Raw genomic sequence first — 17,557 nt, forward strand, 5'->3', positions numbered from 1 at the left:
TGCACTTGTTTGTACCAGTATAAAACAGTCATAGGATGGAAGTCTGTCAATTCTTGTAGGGGATGATAGAGAACTTTTGGTGGATTGTTATCGTTTTTGTCGACGTATGAAACAGAAAGAACATCAGGATGATTTGTTGGACAAGTGTCTCCTCTATCAATTGCACAAAAAAAAGACACGCTCCGATGAGTCGTGTCTTTTTCGCTGTCATTCTTTCTCATTGATGGTGAGTGTTCCTTCTGCCTTCTGTCTTGTGACATTTCCATAATCATCTTTGACAATGACTTCAATCACTGCACCTTTTGCTTTTGCAATAGATGTCGCCGTCCAGTAGCCTTCATACGTTCCCGGTGCTACTTCACGAATCGGCAGTTCGGTTGTGTTTTGAAGTTTTGATCTAGCATTTGTCAGCGGCATATGAAGAACAAAGGTGGCATCTAGCTTTTCCCTGCTTTTAAATGAAATCTTAACCGATTCACCTGATGATAGATTCATATTCTCTTTTGGCGTTAATTCAGAAATGACAGGTGCATCATATTGTACATCGATGTCGACCTTTTTAGTCGTTTTGTTTCCAGCTGCATCTTTTGCTGTCACTTTGATTGTATTTTTCCCATTTTCAAGTAGCACCCTTGCAGAATATGCCCCATCCTTTACGGTCGCTTTTTTTCCATTGACTGTGACTTGGTCTAGATAATCATCCGCTACTTTCCCTTCCACCGTGAGTGATTCTCTATTAGACTTGTCACCTTTTTTCGGTGTATCAATGGTCAACGTCGGTGCTGTTTGATCGATGATCACCTTGACTGGCTTGGAATGTTTTGTTGAGCCTTTATCCGTTACAGTCGCCACCGTGAAGACATGCTCTCCACTTGGAACAGATACATTTTCTTTGAAAGTACCCGACTCATCTGATTTGACGTTGGCCACCTCTTCATCATTTTGATAAATGGCCACATCGAGACCCGGAGAGGCCGTGCCTTCAATCGTCAATTCACCTTGATTTGTAATGGTTCCTTCCTTTGGAGAAGTGATTTCTGGTACATCTGCTTCATAGTTTACGAGCGCACGAATCATATAATTCCCCTCTTCTTTCGGAGAAGGAGAAAAAGCACCGCTCGTCAGCTGCCAGCTTCTTTCAGCATTAGGGCCATCTTCATCTGTGGCAAGTCCCGGAGATTCGGTATTCTTTTTCGTTTGAATATAAACAAGATAGAAATCGCCATCCACTGTAATGGCTTGATCTTCTAAATCTACTTTTGTCCATTCACCATTACGCAGCGCATTTGCTTTTAAAGGTCCTGCGATTTTCTCACCTGGTGCGCCACCCTTCCCAGAAGCATCATATACTTCAACAGCAAATTCATCGCCTCCAGGAGCTGGCCATTCTGATGTCCAAAACCGGAAAAGGCCACCTGTGACTTGTGCTTGTTTCTTTCCTTTTTCTAATGAAAACTTCACAGCCCAACCATTGCCAGGATCGTAGAAAGCCCGTGCATTTTCAGCCGTTCCATCATCATAGCCAATCTCTCCCGGAAAACCGATAAAAGGCTCAAGTTTCACTGACTTTTCAAGCGGCTTTTCCGTCACATCCGCTGTAAACGTATAGCCTTTAAACCCCTTCGCAAAAATTTTGACTGTATAGACACCGCTTAATGCCTCTAGAGAAAATTCACCGGATTCATCTGTTTTCACCGGCTCAATTTTTGCGTCCTCCACAAGATAAACAGTTGCATTCTTCACCTTTTCACCAGTTGTTTCATTGACGACCGTGCCAGAGATCGTTCGTTTCTCTAGCGGCTGTAAGGAGAAATTCGCTTCTGCAGTTTCTTTTGATGCCACTTTGACTTTTTGGGACCGTGATTCAAAGCCGTAAGCTTCCGCTTTCACTGTCCATTCTCCTGCTCCTTGAGACAGCTGATATTTCCCTGTCGCTTCATCGGTGGAAGTTGATTTTCCGCTTTCTAGAACACTGATTTGCGCTTTCATTGGAAGAGCTTGAATAGACGGAGCATCATGACTGTTTTGCTTTTGAATGTGTACATGTTTATTTTTTACTTTAGCAGGCTTTGCCTTTTTTGGATCAACTGATTTCTTATTCTGGCTTGTGGATTTTTCTTTTTTGATCACACCCAGCTGGTTCTTGGCTTGTTGAGGCAAAGCCTCATCTGTGATTTTCACATCATCTAAATAAAAGCCATCTTTTGTGACACTGCCATCTGTTCTTATCTGAAACAGGACTCTCACTTTTTGACCTTTATAAGCAGATAAATCAACTTCGCCTGCTGTCCACGCATTTGTTTTCCCCGTATAAGCTGTCGCTTGAACAGCGTCTTCACCCTCTGGCTGTACATAGACATGCACATAATCATAATTGGCTTCGAGATCATGCCAGTATTGATATTGCAGGTAGGAAGAACCTGAATCTGGTACAGCAATGAGCGGCATAGACAAATTGGCGTCCGTTTTATTTTCATAAGGACTGTCTAAATTGGTGGCATAGACATGTTCCCCGCTAAATGCTTGTTTTGGACCTGTGGACGGTTTTCCCCACTGCCACGGATCTTTTGTTCCACCACTGAACCATCCACTTGGCCATGCTTCAAAATCTTGTGAGTAGCCAGTGGTGATGGATGTTTTAATTGGAAGTGTATAAGAATCTGATGCCGCTTCATTTTCTCCAAAATCTTTCACAATCCATCGGTACGTCACGTTTTCCCCCTCAAGTTCAGGGAGCTGCACCGTATAGGTTCCTTTTAAATGATTCCCATCCGTGCGGTCAGCTTGCAACGTCTCCCATTCACCTTGATCTACTCGGTAAGTCAAAGAAACATTTGTCACTGCTATCCCATCTTCTGCAGTGATGGTCAATGGGGTTGGCGTTGCAGTAAAAATTTCATTCGGACCTTTATGTGAAAAAACAGGTGGTTCTGTATCTTCTCCCTCTTTTGTCACCTGACCTTCAATCGTACCGATTCCATTGGTTAAAGCAGTAATCGCCTCTCTTGCATCAACTAACCCTGCCCCATAACCGTTGTTAGGGGATTCAGGAAATTGCTGATCTGTCAGTGGTTTCGCTGTCTCAATGAGAATTTGCTGAATTTCATCCACAGAAAGGTCTGATTGCACTTGGCGAAGAAGAAGAACAACAGCTGAGACATGCGGACCTGCCATCGATGTACCATTCCACCCATCCTCATATCCTTTTCCCGGGATCGAAGAACGAATGTTTACTCCCGGAGCAGCAATATCTGGTTTCATTACGCCATATGGAGAAGGACCCTGAAGGGAGAAAGACCCTAACTTGTTGTCATGATCTGTTGCGCCCGTAGCAAAGGCTTCTTGATAGTTAGCAGGATTTGCAATCGAACCCGCGCCGCCTGGATTGAATAAATCGGTATTACCGGCTGAAAATTCTGGAAAGATGTCTGCTGCTCTCCAAGCATTCACTACATCTTTATACCAATCATCAAGACCTGGCCCACCGCCCCACGAATTATTCACAACATCAGGTGCCTTTTCTGGGTGAGGATTTCCGTTACGATCTTTCGGTGCTAAAATCCACTCACCGGCATCTAACAGATCAGCATCTGTACCGCCATCTTCTGAAAAAGCTTTCACTGCAATCCATTCTGCTCCCGGTGCGACCCCAATTTGATTCTTTCCATCTGGCTCAGAACCAACCATTGTGCCTGTCACATGGGTCCCGTGCTCCAAGTCATCATAAGGGACTTCAGAGCCTGTCGTGGCATCATACCAATTCAGTTCATGAGATGGTTCGTTCGGACGAGCAGGATCAAACCCGCGGTATTTTTCTTTTAGCGCAGGATGATCCCATTCGACACCAGTATCAATACTTGCCACAACGGTTCCAGTCCCGTCATAGCCTAAATCCCACGCTTCTGGTGCATGCACCTGAGCAATATTCCATTCGACTCCATCTACTGCTTTGATTTGTTTGTTTGGCTTAGCATGCTTCAAATCAACAGGACGATGAAGTTGACGTGTTTCATTCGGCAGCACTTGAGCTACTTCTGGAAAAGAAGCAACCTTTTCCATCACTTCTTTTGTTGCCGTCACAGCTAGACCATTCACAATATAGTAGGAATGAATATCTTTCACTTGCTTATTCTTTTTTTCCTTTTGTAAATACGCTAGGAGCGCTTGCTGCGTTTCATCAGATGTTGCTCTCAGCTCAGATACAACGGCTGATCTTTTTGTGTACTGCGTTTTAGCCGCAGTTAATTTTTGTTTTTTTGCTTTTGATACAGCTTCTTTTGCTACTTTTTGTACATTCGTTTGTTCCTTCATTTTGACTAAGAAGGTCACCTTATCTTCCTTTTGAAACTGCTTCTTTAATCTCGAAGAAATCTTGGCTTTTGTAGTCTTAGAGGAAACGGCTTCCTCCTGATATGAGGTAGAAGTCGATTTTGCTTGAACCATCCCAAAGCTTGTCATCGTTAAAGTACCAATCACCAAAAGACTTATGAAACGATAGACGGCGGTTTTGCGAAACTTCACTTTCAATAAAATCCCTCCTCCTCAAATGGTCAAACAGTGTGTATCCTGCCCCTCCCCCTTCTTTTTGATCATGACAAGTTTCTTGGTGTTCTCATTAATGTAGTCAAATAAACTTCAACATTTTGTCGTTTTTTGTAAAGGAAATTAAAAATGATTCTTTTGACTTAAGAGACTCAAGCCAAAACACATACAATAGTTCCAAATAACACACAGAAACAAGACTTTTATATCAATCAGGCTCAGGATCTTCTCACCATGCAGACATAAAAAAACCCCTTCCAAAGGAAGGGGTTGAATCGTGCTTGCTTATCGTTTATTGCGGTTACGTAAGAACGTTGGGATATCCAATGTATCATCACTTGACTGTGTATTTTGTCTTGGTTGTGATGATGTTTGCTGATGTTCCTCACGTTTTACTTCACGCTTTTGTGGAATGGATTGATTTTGCTTTAATCCTTGTCCTAATGGATTTCTTTGAGGTTTTGTCACTTCGGGCTCTTGCTCAATAAAACCGGTTGCGATGACTGTGACCACAATTTCATCCTTCAAGTTATCATTAATGACAGATCCAAAGATCATGTTGACATCTTCATCAGAGGCTGATGCAACAATATCCGCTGCTTCTTGTACCTCATAAAGACTAAGGTTCGTACCACCAGTAATATTCATGATAACACCTTGTGCTCCATCAATCGCTGTTTCAAGAAGTGGTGAAGAAATGGCTTTTTTCGCTGCTTCAGCAGCACGGTTTTCGCCTGTTGCGACACCAATTCCCATAAGAGCTGAACCTTTGTTAGACATGATCGTTTTCACGTCAGCAAAGTCAAGGTTAATTAAACCTGGTGTTGCAATGAGATCTGAGATCCCTTGAACACCTTGTCTTAACACGTTATCTGCTGCACGGAATGCTTCAAGCATTGGCGTGTTTTTATCGACAATTTCAAGCAGGCGATCGTTTGGAATCACGATTAACGTATCAACTGCTTCTTTCATAGAAGCAATCCCTTCAACTGCTTGAAGCTGACGCTTTCTTCCTTCAAATGTGAAAGGACGAGTCACAACTCCAACTGTCAAGGCTCCAGAATCTTTTGCGATTTTCGCAATGACAGGTGCAGCACCCGTACCAGTTCCACCGCCCATACCGGCTGTCACAAAGACCATGTCAGCGCCTTTTAGGACTTCTTCAATTTGTTCTTTGCTTTCTTCAGCAGCTTTTTTACCGACTTCAGGATTCGCACCTGCTCCAAGCCCTCTTGTCAGCTTAGCACCGATTTGCATTTTTGTTTCTGCTTTTGATAAGTTTAACGCCTGTGCATCTGTATTCACTGCAATAAAATCGACACCCTGTACGTCATTTTCAATCATTCGGTTGACAGCGTTATTTCCGCCGCCACCTACACCGATTACTTTAATTGATGCTAGGCCGTCTATATTTGTTTCAAACTCCAACATGCTGAATCCTCCTAATCCGTCGAAAATCTAGTTCTATTCCCAGAACATATTAAATAGTTTTTTCATTTTGCCCGGTTTTTTATTTGTCTCTTGTTGCGCTTTTTGTTTCACTTTCGGTCTTGGCTGAGCTTCTTTTACTTGTGGTGTAGAAGAAACCGGCTCCATGGACGCGCCTACTTCATGAAATGCTTCATCCGGCATTTGGAATCCAACCTGTCTGCCCTGAATCTTTGCATTGCGATAAGCAAAATGGATCAGGCCCACTCCTGTCATATATTGAGGTTCCCTGACCCCAATATAATTAGGACTTGCGATTCTTACATTGTTTTGTAAGACCGTTTGTGCCAGAGAAAGAATACCTGGTATAGCTGCCTGTCCACCTGTTAGAACGAATCCGCCAGGCAAATCATGGACACCCATATTGCGTAATTCCTCTGCCACAAAAAGCAGAATCTCTTCCAATCGTGCTTCGATGATATTGGCTGCTTCAAGTTGTGTATACGTCTGTTTTTGGTCCGTACCGATGACGGAAACTTCAAATGTCTCCTCAGACGATGCCTCATCATAGAATGCATGCCCAAATTGCTTTTTGATTCGTTCAGCTTCTTCAGTGGAAGTTCTAAGTCCTATAGACAAATCTTTTGTAATGTTCTCTCCGCCCAATGGGATACTGTGAGTAGAATAGAGATGCCCGTTTTCAAATACGGATATCGTAGTAGAGCCGCCGCCAATATCGACAAGAGCTACCCCTAGATTTTTTTCATCTTTCGATAACGCTGCTGAACCCGATGCGAGTGGCTGCAAGCAAATATCCATAATTTCAATACCAGCCCGCTCTACACATCGGAGCCAGTTATGTAGAATCGTTTTAGAACCTGTGATTAACGATCCATCCACTTCTAGCCGTACACCTAGCATTTTTTTCGGATCTGTGATCTCATCTCTTCCGTCGACGATAAATTGTCTCGGAATGACGTCTACTACGAGATGTTCTTGCGGAATAGATACTACCTGTGCAGCATCCAAGACACGTCTCACATCTTCAGCATGTATTTCTTTATTTTCACTAGACACTGCGACAACGCCGCTCGTATTCTGAATATGAATGTGGTTTCCGTTAATTCCGACTATCGCCTTTTGTAAAGGAAAACCTACCATTCTCTCAGCCTGTTCAAATGCTTGTCTAATAGAATGAACTGTTTCATCTATATCAACAATCGATCCTTTTTTTAACCCCTCTGAAGGGACATTTCCAACACCTATAATGTTAAGCGAATCATCCGCCATTTCTCCGACGATGACTTTTATATTGGATGTACCGATGTCAAGGCTGACGTAAATTTCATTGTTGTTCATTCTATGGCACCTCCTCACATATCAATACTTTCTATTCTATTATTTGCTGAACAACAATACAATGAATGTGTTTTTACAAGTGTGTAACAAAACTTAAAAAATCAACATTTTTTATTAGGATTACTGAAAATATTCGTTACATCATATGTATATCCTTTTTTATGACTCACTTTTTTTCTTTTTTTCTCTAGAAATTGTCCATTTTGTTAGTAGAATTCTTCGAATAACGGCGATATTTTGAAACAATCTAACACCGAATGCAAACATTCCGACTAAATACAAGTCTACACCAAGATGGACGCCCAGAAAAGCTAAACTTATTGCGAGTATAATATTAAAGAAGAAACCTGATACAAACACTAGTTCATCGTATGCCCCTTGCAGATGTGCTCTGATTCCACCAATCAATGTATCAAGCGCAGCAAGTACAGCGAGGGAAAGATAGTTAGAATACTCATTCGGTATCGTAAAATTCGTTAAGAAACCGATCGCAACTCCTATGATTAAACCAAGTACAGGAAGCCACATTAAGATTTTCCCTCCTTTACATCGTCAAGAGGCTTCAATTCATTTAATTGAATTGTACCGTCAAATGCTTTTAAATGAATTTTTTTCTTCGGCGGTCTAATACTCAAACTGAAATTTTCCTGAGCAAACAAATCACCAATATCTGATACATTTAAACGGCTGTATAATTTATCGGCCTGCTCGCTGACCATCTTAATCGTGACTGTATCACCATCTATGCTGTAACCATCCATTTTCGTCGTACCATTAATATCTCGAATAACACTGGTGTTAATCACCCGGTGTTCATTAATGGAAATATGTTTTGCCCCAAACATATTGGCTTCGTTGATTAATTTTTTCAGAAGATCAGGTGGTATATTTTTGACTTCTTCTCCGGTAAGTTCCTTAGAAAAAAGCTGAGTAATTTCTATTTCGACTCCTTCACCCGTTACCTCTGTAAAACCAGCCTTTTCTTTCAAATCCTTCAACGTTTTTGTTAATTGTGCTTCTTTTGATTGATCTTCTTGGTTGCCATACTTTTTTAGCATTTCATCATATTTATCAATTTCTTTCAACAAATCCAGTTCCTTACTTTTAGATGCAGATAAATCCTCTCTTAATTCCCAAACGTCTCGAGTATCGCGAACTTTAGGCTTTTGTAGAGAGTTAAACTGGATCGAGACCATGATGCCAAATATGACCATCAGGACTGTCAAACTAAGTAATGGCTTCTTTTTCCTCAACACCACTCACCTTTTCACATTTAATCTTTATTTCTTAGAAGAGGATTCATACGAATATCCTTCTTTTCAATCGTCATGGAAATATGATCACTTGTCAGCTGATCAACCACCCCGCCTGCAATGTTTAATGCAGGAATTAAAACAGCTGGATCTCCAATAGCAGAAATGACAAATGGTGCTGGATGTTGAACACCATCAACCGTGACGACTGGACCGTTACAATGTATGTATGATTGGTGTGTGATTCTTTGTCCGTTTATAGCTACAGCAGATGCCCCTGATATAAATAGTTCGTTTATCACATGGAAAATGTGGCTCTCATGCACAATGTAATTATTGACATTTTGTCCACTCGGGATATAAGATGCATCTTCAAGAGATACTTTTACCCCTTTCCCTTTTACACCTATTTCTCCTGTAAACATTCTGTATTTCTCAACATCTTCCAAAACATTAAAATACTGCTCTTTTTCATTTTTCAAACCAAACTCTGTTGCTTGAACCTTTGATTGAAGACGATAAAGTTCTTTTTCAAGTTTTTGATTCGCCTTTTCTTGCTTTGTTAGCTGACTTTTCAAAGAATATTCTTTTTTCCATTGTTCTGTTCGGTTGACATCTGCTTGATGCTGCTTCGTATATTGGTATGAAAAAGAAATCAGAAATCCAAGAACAAGCATTACAATTGAGAATATGACGGTTTTACCTCTCAACGTTCATCTTCCTTTTTCTTAGATTTAAAAGCTTCAAAATATGTGGCTACTTCCATATGAACCGTACCTTTCTCAGAGGACGAAAGCTCTTTGACAATGGCAGGGTACGTCGTCATTTTATCTGCGAATGTTTTAATTGATGCAATAACAGTGTTTCCATCATTCATATAAAATTTAACGAGCCACTGATTGGAGCTAGTCGGTACGTAATATACTTCTGAGATTAGTTCCTGAATAGAAGCCGGCAGTTGATTCAGAGCTCTCACTGTTTGCTTCAATTTCTCTTTATTGTCCCAATCGACAAAAATAGGTCCTGCGTGACTTGGCGTTACTTCATCTGGCAAAGCCGTCCCGTTTTCAAGAAGCTCATAATAAAAATGTCCCTTTTGCAGATACGCAATATTTGCATACTCTTTGACAGCAATACTGACCTTATTAGGGAAATGTTTTTTAATACTGACACTTTTAATCAATTTATTTTGCTTTATATGGTCTGCTGTCATATCTTTATTTAAATTCCAAAACTCTGTCTCGCCTTCTTTAATTTGCGAAAGTTTAACGAGCTGTTTTGTTGGTACATGTTCATTACCGGTAATGGTTAAAGAAGAAATTTTACTGATTGGTGTTTGCAAATAGACAATAATTAAAACCATGATAAAAAACAGCAAAATAAAAGAGATTAATCTCCGATTCGCTTTCTGCTTCCTTTGTTCTTTAATTTTAGGGATTCGCTCTTCTATATTGACGATCTTTTCATTTTCATGATCAGGCCGCATATATACTCTTCACCTCATTCAAAGCTGCTTGTCCGCACCTTTGGATCATTCTTTATCTCATATTGATTAGAAAACAAACGGCATGAAAAAATGCCGTTTGTTTTCCTGTGATACCATCATTCATAAGTAGTAGCCTTTAATTTGCTTCACCAATAATTTCTACTTCTGTATGCATCTCTACATTGTAGTCATCTTTGATTTTCTTTTGAATGTACTGAATTAAGTCGAGCACATCTTGAGCCTTCGCCCCACCAGCGTTGACAATAAAGTTTCCGTGCATATCAGAAATTCTAGCCCCGCCAATCTGATATCCTTTTAAATTCGCCTTTTCTACAAGCTGTCCTGCATATTCAGGTAATGGATTTCGAAAAATACTGCCGGCGCATGGTTTATTATACGGTTGTGTTTCCTTACGATAATCTTTATTTTGCTGCATTTTCTTTGTGATTTTCTCACGTTCGTCCTGTTTAAGCTTGAACACTGCTTCGAGAACAATTCCAGGGCGTTCCTTTTGAAGCACAGAAGTTCGATAGCTAAAGTTCATTTGCTCATTAGTTAACCACTCGATCGTTCCATCTTCAAATAAGACTCTCGCTTTCACAAGAATCTTGCTGATGTCAGATCCATGTGCCCCTGCGTTCATATAAACAGCGCCACCAATAGAACCTGGAATACCAGCTGCGAATTCCAATCCTGACAGCCCCTGCTTACTAAGAGACGTCGCGAGTCTTACAACTGAATAGCCTCCGCCAACTGTAATCTCTTCATCATTGACAGTTAAGTGATCAAGCCCAGCACCCAGCTTTAAAACGACCCCGCGAATTCCTTTATCAAGAACAAGTAAATTGGACCCTCTTCCAATGACCGTCCATTGAGTATCATGTTTTTTCACCTGATCCATAATTGTTTTGACAGCATCGACATCTTTAGGGATGACTAATAGATCGGCCGGTCCGCCTATTTTCATTGTCGTATGATTTGCAAGCGGTTCATTTTCAAGTACTTTACCAACTTGCGCTTCTAATAATTCATTCTTCAAGTTCTCCATATTACCCTCCGCCTTACCTCATATCATTCATCATGAAGTCGTAATTTCTTTTAACACATTATATAAACGTGTGGCCGCATCTGGTACTCCGAGTTCTTTTGTTAAACGGCTCATTTGATGTAGTTTCTCGTCATTACCAGCAATTTCATCAATTGCATGAAGCAAGCGATCTCCAGAAAGCTCTGATTCTCTTAAAACGATCGCAGCATCATGTTTTTCAAGTGATCTAGCGTTAATTTCTTGATGATTTGCGGTCACGTATGGACTTGGAATGAAGATGGTCGGAATTCCAAGTGCCGTCACTTCAGCAATCGTTGTGGCTCCCGCTCTTGCAACAATGACATCAATTGATTTTAAATACTCCGGCATTTGATGCAAGAAAGGCTTTGTGATCATATTCGGCGCTTCACCTTTTTCTTTTAATTCGTTCAGCACTTTTTCATAATGAACCTCACCTGTAATATATAAAAGCTGATAGTTCTTTGCCTTTAATTCATCTTGCATGTCAATCACTGCTCGATTGATTGGAGCTGCACCTCTGCTCCCGCCAAAAATGAGAACCGTTTTTTTCTTCTCATCCAGTCCGAACTCTTTAAGAGATTTTCCCTCTTTAATAGAGACGACTTCAGAGGCCCTTGGGTTTCCCGTAAAAACAACCTTTTCTGAAGGAAAGTGTTCCTTTGCTTCTTCAAAACAGATGGCTACTTTATTCACATACCGTGCCAGAAACTTATTTGTGATGCCTGGTAGGCTATTTTGTTCGTGAATGATCGTTGGGATTTTTAGCTTAGACGCAGCATAAACAACTGGACCACACACATAACCACCTGTTCCAATAACAGCATCCGGCTTAAATTCTTTTAAATAAGATTTACTTTTTTGGACGCCCTTTAGAAACCTCATCACTGTTTTTACATTATCAAAGGAAAGCTTTCTTTTAAAACCTGAAATTTCAATTGATTTAAAAGGGATATTTTCTCTTTCTACAATTTTCTTTTCAAGCCCATTCTCAGTGCCAATATATAAAAATTCCACATCAGGATGCAGTCTTTTCACTTCTTTAATAAAAGCTAGAGCAGGATAAATATGCCCGCCTGTTCCGCCTCCACTAATAACTATACGCATTATACCATTTCCCCTCAATTTTTTTCTGCTCTGAACAAAGTATAAACCCTGTTTTAAACAACAGGGCTCCGTCAAAACCTGTAAAGAAGAGTCAATCATCATGTTTTCGAAACAGAAACTGCCATTTTCACTCTTCAAATCATTTTTTCATACTTTTGCAAAATAAAAGTCTATATGGTTTCATGAACTATCAGCACATTAATATCTAGCATACCTGCTTACATTCAAAAGTACGCCAATTGCCATCAGCATTAATGTCAGTGATGAACCGCCATAACTTAAGAATGGCAGTGTGATGCCCGTCACAGGGATGAGACCAGTGACAACTGCGATATTAATCATTACTTGAATGGCAACCATTGAGATGATACCCACTGCCAAGAAACTTCCATATAAATCTGGTGCCCCGAGGGCTATTCTAATGCCTCTCCACAATAGAACACTAAAGAGCAGCAAAATGAGTGATCCACCTATAAATCCAAGTTCTTCAGACAATATAGCAAAGATAAAGTCTGTTTGAGGCTCAGGCAAATAGAAGAATTTTTGTCTACTCTGACCTAGCCCCATTCCAAACAGACCGCCTGGACCGACAGCGTATAAGGATTGAATAATTTGAAACCCGCTGCCAAGTGGATCCTCCCAAGGATTTAAATAAGATGTAATTCGTTTTATTCGATAGGGTGCTGATAAGACAAGTGCGGCAAATCCGCTAAGCCCTAAAAGACCGAGAAAGATAAAGTGAGCGATTCTCGCACCTGAAACAAATATCATAATAATACAGGTTCCAACCATAACCGTTCCTGTACCTAGGTCCGGCTGCAGCATAATGATGGCAAATGCAGAAAACACAATGCCTAGTGCTGGGGCGAAACCTTTACGAAAGGATGTGATATTCTTTTGTTTTTCAGATAAGAATTTTGCAAGAAACGCAATCATCGCAAGCTTCATAAATTCAGAGGGCTGAATACTAAACGCACCGACACCAATCCAGCTTCTTGAACCATTTCTCTCCATACCGATACCAGGAATCAAGACAAGCACGAGGAGGAGAAAACACACTGCAATCAGTATCTTTGACCAAGTCCGCCACGTCCAATAATCGACCCGCATAATGAAAAACATTGCGATAACTCCGATTCCGGCAAACAAAAGCTGTCTTTTTGCAAAATAAAACGAATCATCAAATTTATACGATGCCCACACAGCACTTGCGCTGTACACCATAATTAAACCAATCGTCAATAAAAGTAACGTAATGACAACAAGCAAAAAATCCGGAGAAGTTTTCTTATTCGTCAAGAGACCGACACCCCAAGCATAATTTCATTTGGGCTGTCAGTCATATGAGAGACAAGCCCTTATTTAAGCATATGCACGGCGTTTACAAACATGTCTCCACGTTCTTCAAATGTTTTATGCTGATCCCAACTTGCACAAGCCGGAGACAATAAAATCACGTCTTCTTCTTCAGATATGCTAAACGCCGCAGGTACTGCTTGTTCAACATTATCGACATGTTTTACGTGATGTATTCCCAGCTCTTCACCAAGCTTCACAAACTTAGGCGCAGTCTCACCAAATGTAATCATTCCTTTTACATTCTTCATAAAAGGTTTTAATTCATCAAATTCATTGCCACGATCCAGTCCACCTGCTAGTAAAATGGTCGGCTGCTTGAAGGCAGACAAAGCTTTACTTGTTGCCAGTATATTGGTCGCTTTACTGTCATTATAAAATTTTCTATTTTGAATCGTCTCCACAAATTGCAAACGATGCTTCACTCCACTAAATGTAGTAAGAACTTGTGCAATCGCTTCGTTTGAGCAGCCTGCATTTTTTACAACACAAATAGCTGCTAGAATATTTTCTTGGTTATGCTCACCAGGAAGAACAACATCCTTTAGGTCAATGACATGTTCATTCATATAGTAGATGGCACCATCTTTAATAAACGCTCCATGTGCTACCGGCTCTTTAACTGAGAAAAACACTTTTTGCGCTTTCGAATCTTCTGCTAGTTTGACAACAGATGGATCATCTAGGTTAACCACAGCTATGTCATCTTCCAGTTGATGTGCATACACTTTCTGTTTTGCTTTTTCGTATTCTTCACGCGTGTGATGATAGTCTAAATGTGCGTCAAAAATATTTAATATTAAGCTGATTTTAGGTCTGAATTCAACGGTTCCCATTAACTGAAATGAAGAGAGCTCAGTTACGATCCATTCATCGCCCGCTGCACGCGCGGCAACTTCACTTGCGACCGTTCCGATATTACCTGCTACCAATGTTTTTTGGCTGTCTTTTTTCAACATTTCATAAATCAAAGTAGTCGTGGTCGTTTTTCCATTTGATCCGGTAATCCCAATAAAAGGAGATGAGGTCAAATGATACGCCAATTCTATTTCAGTCCAAACTGGAATTTTTCGGCGAAGCGCCTCTTGGACCATCACATTCTCATAAGGAATTCCAGGGTTCTTAATTAAAATCGTAATTTCTTTATCGTCGAACACACGAAGAGGATGACTGCCACAAATGACATCAATCCCCTTTTCAGAAAGTAACTGAGCAGGCTCGTTTTCTTCAAAAGCTTTTTGGTCATTGACCGTCACGTTTATTCCGTGCTCGTGAAGAATTGAGGCTGCCGCATATCCGCTTTTTGCAAGGCCTAGTACTAGTACATGTTCGTCTTTTAACATTTGCATCCTATTCAATTATAACCACACCTCGATGTAAATTCCTAAAACAGCAAGCAATAAACCAGCTGTCCAGAAGGTGACAACTACTCTCCACTCAGACCAGCCAACTAACTCATAGTGGTGGTGAAGCGGGCTCATCTTAAAGATTCTTTTTCCAGTTGTTTTGAAGGAGATGACTTGAAGGATAACGGATAACGTTTCAACAACAAATACTCCTCCAATAATGACGAGTAAAATCTCAAGTTTCGTTAAAATGGCAATGGCCACTATGGCACCGCCTAAAGCAAGCGATCCCGTATCACCCATAAATACTTTTGCAGGATGCGCATTAAAGACAAGGAACCCAAGGACAGCGCCTGCTACTGCTACCGAAAAGATCGCAACATCATACTGAGATTGATTCCAAGCCAATATAGCAAAAGCTCCGAATGCAATAGCAGCTGTTCCAGATAATAAACCATCAAGTCCATCCGTAAGGTTTACCGCATTAGAACCACCGACAAGCATGAAAACGACGAGGATAAAGTATGCCCATCCTAAGTCAAAGCTGACATCTGTTCCTGGAATGCGAATAGTCGTTGCAAACTCATAATAATGGAAGACTGCATAGAAAATCACAGCAATCACAATTTGCCCGATCAGTTTTTGTTTCGATGTTAAGCCAAGATTTCGTTTCATCGCTACTTTAATATAATCATCTAAAAATCCTAATAATCCGTAGCCAAGGGTGACAAATAACAATAAAAACATTTCTGGACTAATCTCAGAGAATTTGTTAATCATCACGATCGTTGTAATTGTAATAGAAAAGATAATCATAATTCCACCCATTGTTGGGGTACCGGATTTCTTTTGGTGAGACTGAGGTCCTTCTTCTCTAATACTTTGACCAAATTTAAGTCTTCTTAAAAACGGAATAAAAATCGGGGATAAAAGAACACTGATTAAAAATCCCATTATGATTGTAAACAATATCACCTGTTCAAGCATTGTTCTTTACTCCTTCCGAATTTCCAAAGCCGTTTTCCATTAGAAAATAGCATTCATTATTATGATATTCATTCGTGTCTTTCGTATGTTGTTTTTGTACAAAATGCTTCATTTCATTACACTCTTTTCATCATTTTTAAGATTTGTTTAGATCTAAAATAGCGTCCGCTGCCACCTTGGCATCATCAAAGTCATAGACTTGATCACCAATGATTTGGTACGTCTCATGGCCTTTTCCAGCTATTAAGACTGTATCGCCCTTTTTTGCATTAGCAATGGCAAAAAAGATGGCCTGTTTCCGGTTCACAAAGCTGTGATAATAGGCGTTTGGCACGCCATTTTCCATGTCTTTCAAAATGGCTGATGGATCTTCACTTCTTGGATTATCTGATGTAAAAACAGGCTCATCTGCATATTTCACAGCGATTTGGGCCATCTGAGGGCGCTTGGTTTTATCACGGTCGCCCCCGCAGCCAACTACACAGAAAATTCTACCTTCTGTTAATTCTCTGCACGTAGTCAGTACATTTTCTAAACTGTCAGGTGTGTGCGCATAATCAACGATGACTGGGAAGTCTTGATCAAAATTCACAAGTTCGAATCTTCCTTTGACTCCCTCAAGTTCTTCAATGGCACTAACGATCGTTTCAAACGTTAAGCCTGATACAATTCCTACTGATACAGCTGCTAGAATGTTATACACATTGAATTTCCCAATAAGGGCAACCGTCACATTTTTTGTGCCGATTGGGGTGATCAAATCAAATTGTGTTCCCTTTGGTTTAATTTGAATGTTCTTTGCCATTACATCTGATTCTTGCTCTAAGCCATACGTCATAATTTCAGCAGCTGTGACTTTTTCAAAATAACTAGACGCTTCATCATCTGCATTTAAAATGGCATGCTTCGGCTTATCGTGCTGAAAGGCACTTCCGAGCTGGGAAAAGAGCAAGCTTTTTGCATGTTTATATTCTTCCATTGTGTTGTGGTAGTCCAGATGATCTTGGGTAAGATTTGTAAAGACGGCAATATCATAATCACATCCATGAACACGCCCAAGATGCAAAGCATGTGATGACACTTCCATAATGGCCGTATCTACGTCTTGATCAAGCATCTGCTTAAAGGTCTTCTGAAGGGTGACACTCTCAGGTGTTGTGTTTTTCACTTCGAGAATTTCATCGTTTACCTTCATATACATCGTACCGATTAAACCTGTTTTTTTATCGGCTTTTCTCATGATTTGCTCAATCATGTGTGTTGTAGACGTTTTCCCGTTCGTTCCTGTAATACCAATTAGATTGAGTTTATGAGTTGGCTGTTCGTAAAAAGCATCTGCCATTCTTGCAAGTGCTCTTTGAGAGTGTTTTACAATAATGACTGGTACATCTGTTAGGTGAAGTGGGTGTTCTGCTACAATCGCTGCAGCCCCGCTTTTCACAGCTTTTTCAGCGTAATCATGTCCATCTACTGTATAGCCTTTTATACAGACAAAAAGACTCCCTTTTTTCACTTCTCTTGAATCCATTTCAATGGAAGTAATCTCCGGATTTTCGTTTATCAGTTCACTGTTTTCACTTTTAAAGTATGTAAGGAGTTCTTGTAATTTCATTTCATATCAAACCTC

The 17,557-nt window shown here is 40.4% G+C and carries 13 protein-coding genes; all 13 read right to left on the reverse strand.

Annotated features, from left to right (window positions below; genetic code table 11):
* Positions 1 to 207: 207 nt before the first annotated feature.
* Complete coding sequence (locus EBQ12_RS01890; RefSeq protein ID WP_125588911.1) at positions 208 to 4,527, reverse strand: S8 family serine peptidase; 4,320 nt, start codon at positions 4,525 to 4,527, stop codon at positions 208 to 210.
* Positions 4,528 to 4,827: 300 nt separating this feature from the next.
* Positions 4,828 to 5,973, reverse strand: coding sequence for a cell division protein FtsZ (gene ftsZ / locus EBQ12_RS01895; RefSeq protein WP_007499752.1), 1,146 nt, complete (start codon positions 5,971 to 5,973; stop codon positions 4,828 to 4,830).
* 33 nt (positions 5,974 to 6,006) lie between these two features.
* A complete protein-coding gene (gene ftsA / locus EBQ12_RS01900) occupies positions 6,007 to 7,329 on the reverse strand; it encodes a cell division protein FtsA (protein ID WP_007499754.1) in 1,323 nt (440 codons plus the stop codon).
* 159 nt (positions 7,330 to 7,488) lie between these two features.
* A complete protein-coding gene (locus EBQ12_RS01905; protein ID WP_003210988.1) occupies positions 7,489 to 7,857 on the reverse strand; it encodes a small basic family protein in 369 nt (122 codons plus the stop codon).
* The gene (locus EBQ12_RS01910) at positions 7,857 to 8,582 is read right to left on the reverse strand and encodes a DUF881 domain-containing protein (RefSeq protein ID WP_007499758.1); all 726 of its coding nucleotides are present in this window, start codon (positions 8,580 to 8,582) and stop codon (positions 7,857 to 7,859) included. Before EBQ12_RS01910 ends, EBQ12_RS01905 begins: the two co-directional genes overlap by 1 nt.
* Before the next feature lie 20 nt (positions 8,583 to 8,602).
* Positions 8,603 to 9,292: a DUF881 domain-containing protein gene (locus EBQ12_RS01915; RefSeq protein WP_017367196.1), complete on the reverse strand. Its 690-nt coding sequence runs from the start codon at positions 9,290 to 9,292 to the stop codon at positions 8,603 to 8,605.
* Positions 9,289 to 10,068 (reverse strand): cell division protein FtsQ/DivIB, encoded by a 780-nt coding sequence (locus EBQ12_RS01920; protein WP_008344978.1) that lies wholly within the window; start codon positions 10,066 to 10,068, stop codon positions 9,289 to 9,291. Before EBQ12_RS01920 ends, EBQ12_RS01915 begins: the two co-directional genes overlap by 4 nt.
* 136 nt (positions 10,069 to 10,204) lie before the next feature.
* Positions 10,205 to 11,116 carry a UDP-N-acetylmuramate dehydrogenase gene (gene murB, locus EBQ12_RS01925; RefSeq protein WP_007499764.1) on the reverse strand — a complete coding sequence of 304 codons (912 nt, stop codon included), beginning with the start codon at positions 11,114 to 11,116 and terminating at the stop codon, positions 10,205 to 10,207.
* A gap of 30 nt (positions 11,117 to 11,146) precedes the next feature.
* Entirely contained in the window at positions 11,147 to 12,241 is a 1,095-nt protein-coding gene (murG, locus tag EBQ12_RS01930; RefSeq protein ID WP_024720309.1) for an undecaprenyldiphospho-muramoylpentapeptide beta-N-acetylglucosaminyltransferase, read from the reverse strand.
* A gap of 198 nt (positions 12,242 to 12,439) precedes the next feature.
* Positions 12,440 to 13,540, reverse strand: coding sequence for a stage V sporulation protein E (gene spoVE / locus EBQ12_RS01935; RefSeq protein ID WP_007499768.1), 1,101 nt, complete (start codon positions 13,538 to 13,540; stop codon positions 12,440 to 12,442).
* 59 nt (positions 13,541 to 13,599) lie between these two features.
* The gene (gene murD, locus EBQ12_RS01940) at positions 13,600 to 14,946 is read right to left on the reverse strand and encodes a UDP-N-acetylmuramoyl-L-alanine--D-glutamate ligase (RefSeq protein WP_370648319.1); all 1,347 of its coding nucleotides are present in this window, start codon (positions 14,944 to 14,946) and stop codon (positions 13,600 to 13,602) included.
* A 9-nt stretch (positions 14,947 to 14,955) separates the two neighbouring features.
* Positions 14,956 to 15,930, reverse strand: coding sequence for a phospho-N-acetylmuramoyl-pentapeptide-transferase (gene mraY / locus EBQ12_RS01945; RefSeq protein WP_007499771.1), 975 nt, complete (start codon positions 15,928 to 15,930; stop codon positions 14,956 to 14,958).
* Between the two features lie 136 nt (positions 15,931 to 16,066).
* Complete coding sequence (locus EBQ12_RS01950; protein WP_058337374.1) at positions 16,067 to 17,542, reverse strand: UDP-N-acetylmuramoyl-L-alanyl-D-glutamate--2,6-diaminopimelate ligase; 1,476 nt, start codon at positions 17,540 to 17,542, stop codon at positions 16,067 to 16,069.
* Positions 17,543 to 17,557: the final 15 nt, after the last annotated feature.

The organism is Bacillus sp. 2B09 (assembly GCF_003946835.1).
Classification (GTDB): Bacteria; Bacillota; Bacilli; order Bacillales; family Bacillaceae; genus Bacillus; species Bacillus altitudinis.